General features: G+C 69.6%; 14 protein-coding genes. 12 read left to right on the forward strand and 2 right to left on the reverse strand.

The genetic code is table 11. The features are described 5' to 3' along the window. Positions 1-70: 70 nt before the first annotated feature. Entirely contained in the window at positions 71-1,408 is a 1,338-nt protein-coding gene (locus OC490_RS35600; RefSeq protein ID WP_262062171.1) for an MFS transporter, read from the forward strand. A 63-nt stretch (positions 1,409-1,471) separates the two neighbouring features. On the opposite strand, the gene OC490_RS35605 is transcribed toward OC490_RS35600, so the two are convergent. After that, a complete protein-coding gene (locus tag OC490_RS35605) occupies positions 1,472-1,882 on the reverse strand; it encodes a cupin domain-containing protein (protein WP_262062172.1) in 411 nt (136 codons plus the stop codon). 233 nt (positions 1,883-2,115) lie between these two features. On the opposite strand from OC490_RS35605, the gene OC490_RS35610 reads away from it, so the two are divergent. The 9 genes from OC490_RS35610 to OC490_RS35650 all read left to right on the forward strand — a co-directional run bounded on the left by OC490_RS35610 (position 2,116) and on the right by OC490_RS35650 (position 10,039). Then, positions 2,116-2,688 (forward strand): carboxymuconolactone decarboxylase family protein, encoded by a 573-nt coding sequence (locus OC490_RS35610; RefSeq protein ID WP_262062280.1) that lies wholly within the window; start codon positions 2,116-2,118, stop codon positions 2,686-2,688. 474 nt (positions 2,689-3,162) lie between these two features. Then, complete coding sequence (locus OC490_RS35615) at positions 3,163-4,074, forward strand: LysR family transcriptional regulator (RefSeq protein ID WP_262062173.1); 912 nt, start codon at positions 3,163-3,165, stop codon at positions 4,072-4,074. Between the two features lie 98 nt (positions 4,075-4,172). Further along, positions 4,173-5,090, forward strand: coding sequence for a VOC family protein (locus tag OC490_RS35620; protein ID WP_262062174.1), 918 nt, complete (start codon positions 4,173-4,175; stop codon positions 5,088-5,090). A 32-nt stretch (positions 5,091-5,122) separates the two neighbouring features. Beyond that, on the forward strand, positions 5,123-6,571 hold the full coding sequence (locus OC490_RS35625; RefSeq protein WP_262062175.1) for an NAD-dependent succinate-semialdehyde dehydrogenase: 1,449 nt from the start codon (positions 5,123-5,125) through the stop codon (positions 6,569-6,571). 6 nt (positions 6,572-6,577) lie between these two features. Then, on the forward strand, positions 6,578-7,348 hold the full coding sequence (locus tag OC490_RS35630) for a fumarylacetoacetate hydrolase family protein (protein ID WP_262062176.1): 771 nt from the start codon (positions 6,578-6,580) through the stop codon (positions 7,346-7,348). Further along, positions 7,345-7,716, forward strand: coding sequence for a VOC family protein (locus tag OC490_RS35635; protein ID WP_262062177.1), 372 nt, complete (start codon positions 7,345-7,347; stop codon positions 7,714-7,716). The genes OC490_RS35630 and OC490_RS35635 overlap by 4 nt, the downstream gene beginning before the upstream one ends. Positions 7,717-7,742: 26 nt before the next feature. Further along, positions 7,743-8,528 carry an alpha/beta fold hydrolase gene (locus OC490_RS35640; RefSeq protein ID WP_262062178.1) on the forward strand — a complete coding sequence of 262 codons (786 nt, stop codon included), beginning with the start codon at positions 7,743-7,745 and terminating at the stop codon, positions 8,526-8,528. Then, the gene (locus OC490_RS35645) at positions 8,525-9,007 is read left to right on the forward strand and encodes a GlcG/HbpS family heme-binding protein (protein ID WP_262062179.1); all 483 of its coding nucleotides are present in this window, start codon (positions 8,525-8,527) and stop codon (positions 9,005-9,007) included. Before OC490_RS35640 ends, OC490_RS35645 begins: the two co-directional genes overlap by 4 nt. A 3-nt stretch (positions 9,008-9,010) precedes the next feature. Beyond that, positions 9,011-10,039, forward strand: a complete 1,029-nt coding sequence (locus tag OC490_RS35650; RefSeq protein WP_262062180.1) for a methionine synthase II (cobalamin-independent)-like protein — start codon at positions 9,011-9,013, stop codon at positions 10,037-10,039. Between the two features lie 45 nt (positions 10,040-10,084). Here OC490_RS35650 and OC490_RS35655 read toward each other — a convergent pair whose 3' ends face one another. Next, positions 10,085-10,372, reverse strand: a complete 288-nt coding sequence (locus tag OC490_RS35655; RefSeq protein ID WP_262062181.1) for a putative quinol monooxygenase — start codon at positions 10,370-10,372, stop codon at positions 10,085-10,087. Positions 10,373-10,618: 246 nt separating this feature from the next. Between OC490_RS35655 and OC490_RS35660 the strand changes: the two genes are divergently transcribed. Further along, positions 10,619-12,067 (forward strand): aldehyde dehydrogenase family protein, encoded by a 1,449-nt coding sequence (locus tag OC490_RS35660; RefSeq protein ID WP_262062182.1) that lies wholly within the window; start codon positions 10,619-10,621, stop codon positions 12,065-12,067. 33 nt (positions 12,068-12,100) lie between these two features. After that, positions 12,101-13,309 (forward strand): L-2-hydroxyglutarate oxidase, encoded by a 1,209-nt coding sequence (gene lhgO, locus OC490_RS35665; RefSeq protein WP_262062183.1) that lies wholly within the window; start codon positions 12,101-12,103, stop codon positions 13,307-13,309. Positions 13,310-13,325: the final 16 nt, after the last annotated feature.

The raw sequence follows: 13,325 nt of genomic DNA on the forward strand, positions 1-13,325 counted from the left end.
ACAAAAATGTTGACTATCCGGGGGGTGACTCCTTAGCGTCTGGCGCACCAAGCACGAGAGGTAACCAACGATGTCTTCCTCCCCCTCCCCGTCCCCCGCTCTGTCCGCCCGCGGCAGCCGATTGGCCCTGCTGGTCATCGGTCTGTGCTGGCTGGCCGTCCTCTTCGACGGCCTCGACATGTTCATCTACGGCTCGGTGCTCCCGCACCTGCTGGAGACGAAGACCTTCGGTCTCACCGCGGACCAGGCCGGCGACCTCGGCAGCTACGCCACCTTCGGCATGCTGGTCGGCGCCCTGACCGCGGGCACGGTCGCGGACCGGATCGGCCGCAAGCAGCTGATGATCGCCTGCGTGACGCTCTTCTCGCTCGCCTCCGGCATCTGCGCGGTCTCCGGCAGCGTCGAGGTCTTCGGCCTCGGCCGCACCCTCGCCGGCGTCGGCCTCGGCGGGCTGCTGCCCACCGCGATCAGCATGGTCTCCGACTACGCCCCGCGCGGCCGGACCGCCCTCACCATCGGCATGCTGATGACCGCCCACCACGCCGGCGGCATCCTCTCCGCCTACGTGGCCAAGTGGCTGGTGGATCCGGTCGGCTGGCGCGCCGCCTTCTGGGTCTGCGTCCTGCCGCTGCTCTTCGTCCCGGTGCTGCTGAAGTTCCTGCCCGAGTCGCTGAGCTTCCTGGTCGCCAAGGGCCGCGCCGCCGAGGCCACCGCCCTCGCCGAGCGCTTCGAGGTCGAACTCCCCGCCGCCACCGGCAAGAAGACCGCGGCCGACCGCTGGGACGCCCTGCGCAACCTCTTCAGCGGCGGCCAGTGGATCCAGACCCTGCTGTACTGGTTCGCCTCCTTCGGCGGCCTGCTCCTCGTCTACGGCGTCGCCACCTGGCTGCCCACCCTGATGCGCGCCGAGGGCTACGCGCTCGCCGACGCGCTCACCTTCGTCGTCGTCTTCAACCTCGGTGGCATCGTGGGCATGCTCGCCGCAGGCCGCGCCGCCGACCGCTTCGGCGCCCCGCGCATCTCGGCGATCTGGTTCGCGCTCACCGCCGTGGGTGTCTTCCTGCTCGGTGTCCACATGGGCCAGGCGGTGACGATGCTGGTCGTCTTCCTCACCGGCGTCTTCCTCAACAGCGCCCAGACGATGATCTACGCGACGGTCTCCATCCGCTCCACCCCCGACAACCGCGCCACGGCGGTCGGCTGGACCTCCGGCATGGGCCGCTTCGGCGCCGTGTTCGGCCCGTGGCTCGGCGGCCGGCTGCTCGCCTCCGGCAACGGCGACTGGGGCTTCACGTCCTTCGCCATCGCCGGTCTGTCGTCGATGGTCTTCATCGGGATCGCCGCCCTGCGCAGCTCGAAGCAGGCCGCCCGGACCAGCACCCCGCAGGAGCTGGTCGGCACCCACTGACCGGGAAGGGCACACACGGAGGCGCCCGCGTCGAAAGACGCGGGCGCCTCCGTGTGCGGCGGGTCAGTCCTTGCCCATCTGGTCCTCCGCCGACAGGTGTTCCACCGTCTTGCCGGTCTCCGTGAAGGTCCGGGTCACGTACCCCGACGAGTACACCCACAGGATGCGCAACGGTGTGTCACCGACGTTCCGGAACAGGTGCGGGATCGGTGAGGGGACGTACGTGGTGTCGTACTGCTCCAGCCGCGTCACCTCGCCGTCGACCCACACCTCCGCCTCGCCCTCCAGGATCGTCACGTGCTCGTCGCAGTTGTGCGAGTGCAACGGCGCCCCGGAGCCGACCGGATACACGCTCATGCCACTGGTGATCAGGTTCTCCCCGCCCGCCGACGGTGTCGTGATGAGGGGTGTCGAGGCGACGGCACCGCCCCGGTCGAGTACGGGCACGGACGCGACCTTGATGATCGTGGTCATCCGGAGTTCCTTTCCACTTACACACTTCTGCGTCGAACGACGTTAGGCCTCGCGCGGGGGAATGGGTGCCCTCTGGCGTGCAGCTTTACCTTGCGCTTCCAGAGGGGTGGGCTTTCCGGACCCGGCTGTAGCGTCGGTACGCATCGCACGGCTTCACGAACCGTGCACGTAGCGTGCCGGAAAGAAAAGGCAGGTATCGGCCCATGAGGCTCCCCGTTCTCACCGAAGAGGAAATGGACCCGCGCCAGCAGGAACTGGCCGCCCGCATCGCCGGCCGGCGCGGCGCCGTCCGCGGCCCCTTCCGGGTCTGGCTGCACAGCCCGGAGATGTGCGAACGGGCCGAATCCCTCGGTGCGTTCGCCCGCTTCGACAGCAGCCTCCCCAAGCACCTGAGCGAACTCACGCTGCTGATGGCCGCCCGCAACTGGGACGCGCAGTATTCCTGGAACGCCCATGTCCACCAGGCGATCGAGGCCGGCATTCCGGAAGCCGCCGTCAAGGCGATCGCGGAGAAGCGCGAGGCCGTTTTCGACAACGAGGCGGACCAGGCCTTCTACCAGTTCTGCCGCGAGATCCTCGACGACCACTTCGTCACCGACGCGACCTTCGCCGCCGCACTGGAGCACTTCGGTTCCAAGGGCCTCGTCGACACCATCGGCGCGCTCGGCAACTTCACCATGCTCGGCATGTGCCTCAACACCTTTCAGGTGGACCTCCAGGCAGACAAGGAACCCCCGTTCCCGGACATCCGCGGCTACGGCCGTGTCGCCCCGGACGGCGCCTACGGCACCGCGCCGCGCGCGTGACGAACCCCGGGGGGAGACGCGGTACGGCGCCGGCCGCCCGCAAGGCGTTCGGCGCGGCCGGCAAGAAGGCCGTGAAGATCGTGACCGCCAGGGGAACGGACGAGGGACTGGCCGTCGTCAAGGACGGACGGCTCTCCGCCACCGTCGCGAACTCGGCCTGGTCGATCGACCGGACCGCGGTCAAGACGCCGTCGGCATCCTGGCCAAGAAGAAGGTTGACAATATTGCCAACATTCCTCTTTTGTTGGTCACCAAGGACAACTTGAACAAGGCACCCCAGTACTGCCCCAAGCGACACAGTCGCGCGGGCAGCGATGCCTGTCCCCGCACCGTCCCGAGCCGCCCGTCCGGCACATCGCCGGAATGTCCTGACAGAGCCGCTACAAGGACATTCCGGATCGTGTCGGACCCCTACGCACGACCGGCACCGCCGCCGGGGCCCACCCCTGGCACACGTGGGCCTCCGGAGGAATCATGGATCGACTGCTCCTCATGCACAGCTTCGTCACCGTCGCCCAGGCCGGCAGCTTCAGCGGCGCCGCCAAGAAGCTGGGCTCGTCGGGCTCACTCGTGTCGCGCCACGTCGCCGAACTGGAGCGACAGGTGGGCGTCCGCCTCGTCAACCGCACCGCCCGCTCGGTGAGCCTCACCGAACCGGGACTGCGGTACGCCGAGTTCGCGGCCCGCATCCTCGACGAGATCGAGGCCGAGGACGCCGTCATCTCGCACCTCCACGACCGCGCCGAGGGCACCCTGAGCATCATCTGCCCGAAGTGGATAGGCAGCCTGGACCTCGGAGACGCGATCGCCGCCTTCTCCGCCGCCCACCCCAAGATCCACGTCCGCTTCGAGCTGGGCGGCATGTCGGACCGTACGTACGACTTCCTGGACAGCGGCTTCGACGTGGCCTTCCACACCCGTGACCTCCGCGATTCGAGCGTCCGCCTGAAGAAGATCGCCTCCCTGCCTTTCGTGCTCTGCGCCTCCGAGAAGTACCTGGAGCGCTGCGGCCCGCTCACCGAACCCAACGGCCTCGCCCACCACGAGTGCCTCGTCCACGTCAACGACCCGGTCTGGCGCATCGGCCACGGACACACGAGCACCCTGCACAAGATCCGCAACGTGGCGTTCTCCTCCAACTCCTACCTCGCGCTCCAGAAGGCCGCCGTCCACGGCCGAGGCATCGCCCTGCTCCCACAGCGCCCCGCCTACGACGACCTCCTCTCCGGCGCCCTCAAGGTCCTGCTGCCCGAACTTGCCGTACCCGACCGCCCGCTCTTCGCGATCTACGGCCCCGGCCAGGCCACCCCGCGCAAGGTCAGCGTCTTCCTGGACTTCCTTGCCGAATGGTTCGCCCAGAACCCCATTCCGGCCATCCGTGCGTAGCCGCAAGAAACGATTGCGAATTCAGGCGAGCCCGGACCATTGAGGCCTTCACCTCCTGAAATCTAGGCTCGCCGGGCGACCCGCGAAACGAGGCATCCATGGGAATCCAGAGAATCGAATCGGTCACCTACGGCATCGACGACGTAGACGAATGTGTGCGTTTCTTCGTCGACTTCGGGCTGTTCCTGCTGGAGCGCACCGAGGAGCACGCGGTCTTCGAGACGCTCGCCGGACAGACCCTCCACCTGGATACCGTGCCCGGCCCGCTGCTGCCGCCGCCGGTGGAGGCCGGGCCGACGATCCGTGAGGTCGTCTGGGGCGTCGACACCCCCGAGGAACTGGCCCGGCTGGTCGCCGCCGCCGGCCGTGACCGCAAGATCCACGAGAGCGCCGACGGTGTCTTCCACACCGTGGACGAGAGCGGCTTCGGCGTCGGACTCACCCTGGCCCGCCCGAAGGACGTGGACGTCACCCCCCGCCCCGCCAACGCGACGGGCAGTGTCGACCGCTGGAACACCGCGCTGGAACCGCTCACCCGGGCCTTCCCGCTGCGCATGTGCCATGTCGCGCTGAACATCGCCAAGGAGGGACGCGAGGAGGCCGTCGTTTTCTACACCGAGCGGCTCGGCTTCCGGCCCACCGACGTCGTCGAACCGATGGGCGTCTTCATGCAGGCACCGGGCGACGACGACCAGCACACCGTGCTGCTGTGCCACCGCCCCGACCGCGCCGGCGTCAACCACATCGCCTACGAGGTCCCCGGCTTCGACGACGTCATCGAGGGCGGCAACTTCATGATCGAGCGCGGCTGGCGGGAGGCCCGCAAACTCGGCCGCCACACGGTCGGTTCCAACGTCTTCCGATTCGTCCACGCCCCCTGCGGAGGTCGCGTCGAGTACGCGGCCGACATGGACCGCGTCGACGACACCTACGAGACCCGCGTCCACGAGACCACCCCGCCGCACCACATCTGGGCACTGCGCTCCAACCGCGACCAGGACGCCCCCGCCACCTGACTCTCCTCCCCAGCCTGAGAGGGCACCCACTCATGACCTCCGACCACGGCTACCCCGCCGTCCGCATGTACATCGCGGGCGAGTGGTGCCAGGGCGGCACCGGACGGACCGCCCCGATCGTGAACCCGGCCACCGAGAAGGTGATCGGCGACGTACCCCTCGCCACCGCCGCCGACCTCGACCGCGCCCTCGAAGCGGCCACCGAGGGCTTCCGCACCTGGCGCAACACCCCGATCGGCAAGCGCTCCGCGATCCTGCACGCAGCCGCCGACCTCATCACCGAGCGCGCTCCCGAGATCGGCCGGATCATGGCCCAGGAACAGGGCAAGCCGCTGCGCGAGGGCACCACCGAGGCCCTGCGCACCGCCGACACCCTGCGCTGGCACATCGAGGACGCCCGCCGTGCCTACGGCCGGATCATCCCGTCCGCACCCGGTACCGTCCTCACCGTCCGCCGTGAACCCGTGGGCCCCGTCGCCGCGTTCGTGCCGTGGAACTTCCCCGTCGGCGGCCCCAACCGCAAGCTCTCCTCCGCCCTCTCCGCAGGCTGCTCGATCGTCATCAAGGCGTCCGAGGAGACCCCGGGTACGGCCGCCGCCCTGGTCGCCTGCTACGCCGACGCCGGGCTCCCGGCCGGTGTCCTCAACCTCGTCTTCGGCGAACCGGCCGAGGTCTCCGCCCACCTGATCCCCTCGCCGCGGATCCGCCTGGTCGCCTTCACCGGCTCGGTCCCGGTCGGCAAGCTCCTGGCGGCACAGGCCGGCGAGGTCATGAAGCCCACCCTGATGGAACTCGGCGGCCACGCCCCGGTCATCGTCTGCGCCGACGCCGACCCGGTGAAGTCCGCCCGCAAGGCGGCCCAGGCGAAGTTCTTCAACGCCGGCCAGGTGTGCACCTCGCCGAGCCGCTTCTTCGTCCACGCGAGCATCGTCGAGGAGTTCACCGCCGAGTTCGTGAAGGCAGCCCAGGAAGTCACCGTGGGAGAGGGCCTCGACGCCGACACCACCATGGGCCCGCTCGCCAACGAGCGGCGACTGCAGGCCATGGAGAACCTGGTCGCCGACGCCGTCGAACGCGGCGCCAAGGTGCTCACCGGCGGTCAACGCCTCGCGCGCGACGGCTACTTCTACGCCCCGACCGTCCTCACCGACGTACCGGCGGACGCGAAGCTGATGCACGAGGAGCCCTTCGGCCCGCTCGCGCCGATCGTCCCGTTCACCGACCTGGACGAGACGCTGGCCCTCGCCAACGCCCTGCCGTACGGCCTCGCCGCCTACGGCTTCACCGAGTCCGCCGCCACCGCCGAGAAACTCTCGGACGCGCTGGAGGCCGGCATCCTCTCCATCAACCACTGCGGCGGCTCCGTCGCCGAGGCCCCCTCCGGCGGCGTCAAGGAGAGTGGCTACGGCAGGGAGGGCGGCCCCGAGGCCCTCGACGCCTACCTCGTCACCAAGCGCGTCTCCCACCTGCTGGCGGGCTGAACCGCCATGAGGTACACCCGTGTTGCGGTCGGCGGCCGGGCGGTGTGGGGCCGCGTGGGGGAGGAGGACATCGAGCTGCTGTCCGAGTCCCCCCTCGACGGCGACCCCTCGGTCCTCGGCACGGTGCCGGTCGCCGACGCCCACTGGCTGCCCGTCGTCGTCCCGCCCGTCTTCTACGCCGTCGGCATGAACTACCCGCGGCACATCGCGCACGCCCGCGCCGAGACGCCCACCCGCCCCGAGGTCGGCTACCGGGCCAACAACGCGCTCACCGGCCACCGTTCGCCCATCGTCAAGCCGGACGAGGTCGAGGGCCGCTTCGAGGCCGAGCCGGAACTGGTCGCCGTCATCGGCCGCACCTTGCGCCACGCGACGTACGACGAGGCCCGCAAGTCGGTCTTCGGCTGGACCATCGGCAACGACGTCAGCGCCCGCACCTGGCAGCACCAGGACCGCTCCTTCTGGCGCAGCAAGAACAGCGACACGTTCAAGCCCATGGGCCCCTGGATGGAGACCGATGTCGATGCCCTGGCCCAGACCACGACACTCCGTGTGAACGGGGAGGTCCGCGCCTCGTTCGCCACCGGCGACATGGTCTTCGACCCGTTCGACCACATCGTCGAGCTCACCAAGCACATCACCATGCACCCGGGGGACGTGCTGTGGATGGGCGCCGAGTCCACCTGCCAACTCGAACCAGGGGACACCGTGGACATCGAGATCAGCGGCATCGGCGTCCTGTCCAACCCCGTACACAGTGAAGGGAATCCGTCATGAGCAGCGCACCCCGCTACATCCACCACGTCAACTTCCCCACCACCGACCCCGACCGGACCGCCGAGTGGTACACGAAGGTCTTCGGGATGAAGCGCATCATGCCCAAGTCCAACTCCCGTGTGGTGCTGATGACCCGCGGCAACTTCGACCTCCACTTCACACCGGTCGAGGAGATGGAGCGCATGGCGCCCTATCACTTCGCCGTCGAGGTCGACGACTGGGACGAGTTCCTCGCCCACCTCGGGGACTTGGGCATCCGGCACACCCGGCCGATCGAACGGCCCGAGAACCAGTCGAAGTTCTGCTACATCCACGACCCCGACCACACGATGATCGAGCTCGTCTTCCACGGTCGGCGCCCCAACTAATCCCGCGCGTACAGGAGTTCACCCCCATGCCCATCGCCGACTCCGACGGCACCTCCATCTACTACGAGCGCCACGGCAGCGGTCCGGCGATCCTGTTCGTGCACGGCAGCGGCGGCCACCACGCCGCATGGTGGCAGCAAGTGGCAGCGCTGCGAGCCGAGTTCACGGTCGTCACCGTGGACCTGCGCGGCTTCGGCAAGTCCGACTCGTCCATGCCCGAGTTCGACGGCCAGGACTTTCCCGGCGACGTCGTCGCCGTATTGGACCAGGAGGACCTGACCGACGCCATGTTGGTCGGCCAGTCCATCGGCTCCGTCGCCGCCCTGCGCGCCGGACTGCTGCGGCCCGAGCGGGTCGGCTCCGTCGTGCTCGGCCACTCGCTGGGCGGCATCAGCCACCCCGAGTTGAGGGAACTGGCAGCCGCCGACCGCGCCGAGGCCGTCAAACTGCCGGTCATCGACCGCCTGTTGACGAAGCGGTTCCAGGAGGAGCGGGCCGACCTCACCTTCCTGTTCCAGCAGATGGGCACGTTCAACGTGGCCAAGATGCAGGACCTGCGCAACCTCGACACCAACGGCCCGTCCCTGGACGACATCCGGGACTCGGGCGTCAAGGTCGCCTTCCTCGCGGGCGAGAAGGACGCGGTGCTCAGCGTGAAGACCGTGACCCGCGCCCACGAACTGCTGGCCGGCTCGCACCTGGAGATCGTCCCGGACGCCCCGCACTCCATGTACTGGGAGACGCCCGCCAAGTACAACGCCGCCGTCGCCCACCTGCGCCGCACCCTCACCGCACCGAAGGAAGCAGCATGAGCAGCCTCACCCTGGACGCCGCCGAGGAGATCATCGACGCCGCCCACAAACGCGCCCAGTCGATCGGAAAGGCGGTGAGCGTCGCCGTCGTGGACGCGGGCGGCTTCCCCATCGCCATCCGCCGCCCGGACGGCGCCCGCCCGCTCACCCCGGACATCGCCCGCGCCAAGGCGTACACGGCGGCCATCATGCAGCGGCCCGGCAAGATGCTGAAGAAGTGGCAGGAGAGCCAGCCGGTCTTCTTCTCCCAGCTCTCCCAACTCCCCGGTGCCGCAATGCCGATCATGGCGACCGAAGGCAGCCTCACCATCAAGAAGGACGGCGAGATCATCGGCGGCCTCGGCATCGCGGGCGGTACCGCCGACGAGGACCAGCAGATCGCCGAGGAGGTCCTCGCCTCGCTCGGCTACGAACTGGAGTTCGCCGCCTGGGGAGTTGCGGGCAAGCCCGCCCCGTCCTCGCCCGGAAAGGACGCATGAGCCATGGCGGATACGTTCAACTACCGCATCGACCACCAGGGCAGCCTGGTCCGCCCCGTCGAGCTGACCGCCGCCCGCGCGGCCGGCGACCCCGAAGCGCTGAAGGAGGCTGAGCTCCAGGCGGTCAGGGAGGCGGTCGTCTTCCAGCGCAAGCTGCGCTCCACCGTCGTCACCGACGGCGACTTCCCCCGAGAGGACTTCCGCAGCGCGGTTCTTGACGGAGTATCAGGTTTCCGGCGCACTGACGAGACCGACGCCGACGGCCTGGTCCGCTGGGTCGCGGAATCCCTGCCGAAGGCCAACGGCCCCCTGCTCGCGGACTGGGCGGCACGGCTCACCGAACTCACGGTGATCGCCCCGAAGGTCTCGCTGCCCTCGCCCGCGTACCTCGCCGCCACCACCTTCCAGCCCGGTCTCGGCCCTTCCTCCGCACGGGAGTTGGGGGAGGCCCTCGCGGAGATCGTCCTCACGGAGATCGAGACACTGGTCGCTAAGGGAGTGCGCCTGATCCAGCTCAACAACCCCCTTCTGCTGGGGCAGTTGGCCACCGACCCGGCGGACCCCGGCGCGCTCTCCTTCGAGGACGCACTCGCCGTCGACGCCCTGGCGGTACGCCTGGACGAGCGCCCCGAGGGCGTACGGATCGGCGTGGCCCCCGGCCCGGTCGCCCCGGCCGCGGTGGACCGGGCCCGTGCCGAGCTGCTCTACGGCGCGATCGGCGCAGACCGCTGGATCCTGCCCTTCGACCAGGGCACCCCTGCCGAGCTCGCCCTGGTCAAGGCCCTGCCGGAGGGCCGTGACTTCTGCCTGGGTGTCGTCGACGCGACCATGCCCGGGCTGGAGGACATCGACACGGTGATGGCGAGGCTCGACGCGGTCGGCGAGTTCAAGGACCTGGAGGACGGAGCCGTAGCACCGTCCCGGGGCTTCGCCGACGTGGCGAGCCGGCCGCTGCTGACCACCGAGGAACAGCGCCGGAAGATCGAGCTGGTGGAGACGGTCGCCCGCTATGTCTGGGGCAACGAGTTCTGACGCGCGAGCTGGGAAGCGCGGCACCGCGCTTCCCAGCAAGGTCCGTCAGAGGACCTCGGCGAACGTCACCTTCCGGTCGGTCAGCAGCGGCCAGATCGTCCGCACGATCAGCTCGTCGAAGTGGTCGGCCGCCTTGTGCGCCTCGAAACCGGCCACGTCGGCGTACTGCTCGTACAGCACGAAACTCCCCGGTACGTCCGCCTCGGCGTGCACCTCGTACGCCAGGTTCGCCGGCTCGGCACGGGTCTGCTCGCGCACCTTCAGCAACGCGGCCCGCACCGTGGCCTCGTCGGTGGGGTCGCAGAAGTAGCGGGCGATGACTGCGTAGGCCATGTCGTGTCTCTCCTCGGTCGATCCGCGGCGGATCCTCGGCTCCCGGCGGCGTGGCACATGCCGTCCGGCCAGCCGATTCCAGCACGGAACAACCCTCCGCCGACCTGCGCACGGCGCAAGCAATGCCTGCCTGCGTGGGGCTGGTGGTACCGCCCTCACATGGTGTGTTGTCGCATTCGGCCCGTTGTGGCCGCTGACTGTGCAGACCGCGGACCCGCACCGCGGCGGACGAAGGAAGTGATCTTCATGCGAAGCCTGGAAACCCTCTCCGGTGGAGAGTGGGTGGCGACCGGCGAGTGGATCGAGGTGCACAACCCCGCCGACGTCCGCACCCCCCTCGCGCGCATCCCCGCCCTCGCCGCCAAGGACGTCACCCGCGCCTACGACCACGCCGAGCGCGCTTTCGCCGTATGGAAGCGCACCAGCCCCTTCGAACGGGCCCGGATCTTCACGGACGCGGCCAGGCTGATCCGCGAGCGGGTCGACGAGATCGCCGCCGACGTCACCGCCGAGAACGGCAAGACCGGCGCCGAGGCCCGGGGCGAGACCCTCAAGGCCGCGGACTTCCTCGACTACTACGCGGGCCTGGCCCGCCAGGGCTACGGCACCCTTCTGCACGACGCCCGCCCGAACACCCGCGTGCACACCCAGCGCGAGCCGATCGGCGTGATCCTCGTGATCAGCCCCTGGAACGACCCGCTGATCACGCCGGCCCGCAAGCTCGCCCCGCTGCTCGCCACCGGCAACGCGGCCGTGTTCAAGCCGGCCACCGAGACACCGTTGTCGGGCCTGCACTTCGCCCGCGCCCTGCACGACGCCGGCCTGCCCGCCGGCGTCCTGAACGTGGTGACGGGCCGTACGGCCGAGATCGAGGAGGCGCTCCTCGACGACCCGCGCATCGTCGGCATCACCTTCACCGGCTCGAACGAGGTGGGCAACCGGATCCGCCGCCGCCTCGCCGACCGCAACGTCCGCTTCCAGGGCGAACTCGGCGGCAAGAACGCCTCGGTGGTCCTGGTGGACGCCGACCTCCCGTTCGCCGCGAAGACCGTCGTGGCCGCGTCCTTCGGCCAGGCCGGACAGCGGTGCACCGCCACCAGCCGAGTCATCGTCGAGCGGCCGGTGTACGAGGAGTTCACCCGGCTCCTGGTCGCCGAGGTCGAGGCGTTGAAAGTCGGCCCCGGCAGTGATCCGGCGACCACCCTGTGCCCGCTGTCCAGCCCCAAGCAGCGCGACAGTGTCCTCGCCCACCTCAAGGGCGCCGTAGAGCAGGGTGCCACCGTCCTCACCGGCGGCTCGGCGGACACCGAGGGCGACCACGCGCACGGCTGCTTCGTGCAGCCGACCGTGCTCGCAGATGTCACCGCCGAGACGGCGATCTGGCGCGAGGAGGTCTTCGGACCGGTCCTCGCCGTGCGCGCCGTGGACGACTTCGCGCAGGCCGTCGACGCGGTCAACGACTCCCAATTCGGCCTGGCCGCGGCGGTGTTCACCCGCGACCTCGCCTCCGCGTACCGCTTCGCGGACGACGCCGAGTGCGGGCAGATCGCGGTCAACGCGACCACCCCGGGCTGGGACGTGCACCTGCCCTTCGGCGGCTTCCACGACTCCGGCACCGGCTACAAGGAGCAGGGCGACGAGGTCCTGCGCTTCTCCACCCGGGTCAAGACCGTCGCCGTCCACATCGGCGCCTGAGCGAGCGAGCACGTCAGAGAGAGGAGGATGCCGATGGCTGACGAGACGATCGGCATCGTCGGCGCCGGCATCGTGGGCCTGGCCACCGCCCGCGAGATCGCCCTGCGCCGCCCCGGCACCCGGGTCGTGGTCCTGGAGAAGGAACACGAGGTCGCCGTCCACCAGACCGGCCACAACTCCGGGGTCGTGCACGCCGGCATCTACTACGCGCCGGGCAGCCTCAAGGCCGACCTGTGCGTCCGGGGCGTATCGATCCTGCGCGAGTACTGCCAGGACCGCGGCCTGCCGTACGAGGAGATCGGCAAGCTCGTCGTGGCCGTACGGCCGGACGAACTGGGTCGGATGGAGAACCTGTACGAGCGGGCCAGGAACAACCATGTCCCCGAACTCCGCAGGATCTCCCAGGAAGAGATCAAGGAGCTGGAGCCGCATGTGGGCGGTATCGCGGCCCTGCACTCCCCGCGCACCGCGATCACCGACTACCCGGCGGTCGCCCGCGAGTTCGCCAAGGACATCGAGGCCTCCGGCGGCGAGGTGCGGCTCGGCTTCCCGGTCACGTCCATCACCACCGTGCCGGGCGGTATCGAGGTCGCGTCCGGGCAGGAGTGTGTGCGGGTCGACCGGCTGATCCTCTGCGCGGGGCTGCACTCCGACGCCGTGGCAAAGCTGGCGCAGGACAAGAAGGCGCCGAAGATCGTGCCGTTCCGGGGCGAGTACATGCTCCTCAAACCGGAGCGCACACACCTGGTGCGCGGGCTCGTCTACCCGGTGCCGGACCCCCGTTACCCCTTCCTCGGCGTGCACTTCACCCCGCGTGTCGACGGCAGCGTGGAGGTCGGCCCGAACGCCGTCCTCGCCCTGGCCCGGGAGGGCTACAAGCTCGGCCGCTTCTCGCTGAAGGATCTCGCCGGACTCGCCGCCTACCCCGGCACCTGGCGGATGGCCGCCCAGCACTGGCGGACCGGCATCAAGGAGTACCGCGGCTCGCTGTCCGCGTCGGTCTTCATGAAGGACGCGAAGCTGTACGTCCCCGGTGTCGGCGTCTCCGACGTCGTACGCGGCGGGGCTGGCGTCCGGGCCCAGGCACTGGACCCCGACGGCACGCTCGTGGACGACTTCCGCATCCATCGGGTCGGCCGGATCACCGCTGTGCGCAACGCGCCCTCGCCGGCCGCCACCGCCTCCATGGCGATCGCCGAGCACATCGTCGAGGCCGTGTTCAGCGCCTCGTCCGCAAACTGAGAATGCCCTGCGTACA

Source organism: Streptomyces sp. STR69, from assembly GCF_024519455.1.
Taxonomy (GTDB): Bacteria; Actinomycetota; Actinomycetes; order Streptomycetales; family Streptomycetaceae; genus Streptomyces.

Bases quoted from the DNA above. Each gene is read 5' to 3' on its own strand.
- OC490_RS35650 (WP_262062180.1), top strand. From the start codon at position 9,011: ATGGCGGATACGTTCAACTACCGCATCGACCACCAGGGCAGCCTGGTC.
- OC490_RS35615 (WP_262062173.1), top strand. From the start codon at position 3,163: ATGGATCGACTGCTCCTCATGCACAGCTTCGTCACCGTCGCCCAGGCC.
- OC490_RS35655 (WP_262062181.1), bottom strand. From the start codon at position 10,372: ATGGCCTACGCAGTCATCGCCCGCTACTTCTGCGACCCCACCGACGAG.
- OC490_RS35620 (WP_262062174.1), top strand. From the start codon at position 4,173: ATGGGAATCCAGAGAATCGAATCGGTCACCTACGGCATCGACGACGTA.
- OC490_RS35645 (WP_262062179.1), top strand. From the start codon at position 8,525: ATGAGCAGCCTCACCCTGGACGCCGCCGAGGAGATCATCGACGCCGCC.
- OC490_RS35630 (WP_262062176.1), top strand. From the start codon at position 6,578: ATGAGGTACACCCGTGTTGCGGTCGGCGGCCGGGCGGTGTGGGGCCGC.
- OC490_RS35660 (WP_262062182.1), top strand. From the start codon at position 10,619: ATGCGAAGCCTGGAAACCCTCTCCGGTGGAGAGTGGGTGGCGACCGGC.
- OC490_RS35640 (WP_262062178.1), top strand. From the start codon at position 7,743: ATGCCCATCGCCGACTCCGACGGCACCTCCATCTACTACGAGCGCCAC.
- OC490_RS35635 (WP_262062177.1), top strand. From the start codon at position 7,345: ATGAGCAGCGCACCCCGCTACATCCACCACGTCAACTTCCCCACCACC.
- OC490_RS35605 (WP_262062172.1), bottom strand. From the start codon at position 1,882: ATGACCACGATCATCAAGGTCGCGTCCGTGCCCGTACTCGACCGGGGC.
- OC490_RS35610 (WP_262062280.1), top strand. From the start codon at position 2,116: ATGGACCCGCGCCAGCAGGAACTGGCCGCCCGCATCGCCGGCCGGCGC.
- OC490_RS35600 (WP_262062171.1), top strand. From the start codon at position 71: ATGTCTTCCTCCCCCTCCCCGTCCCCCGCTCTGTCCGCCCGCGGCAGC.
- OC490_RS35625 (WP_262062175.1), top strand. From the start codon at position 5,123: ATGACCTCCGACCACGGCTACCCCGCCGTCCGCATGTACATCGCGGGC.
- lhgO (WP_262062183.1), top strand. From the start codon at position 12,101: ATGGCTGACGAGACGATCGGCATCGTCGGCGCCGGCATCGTGGGCCTG.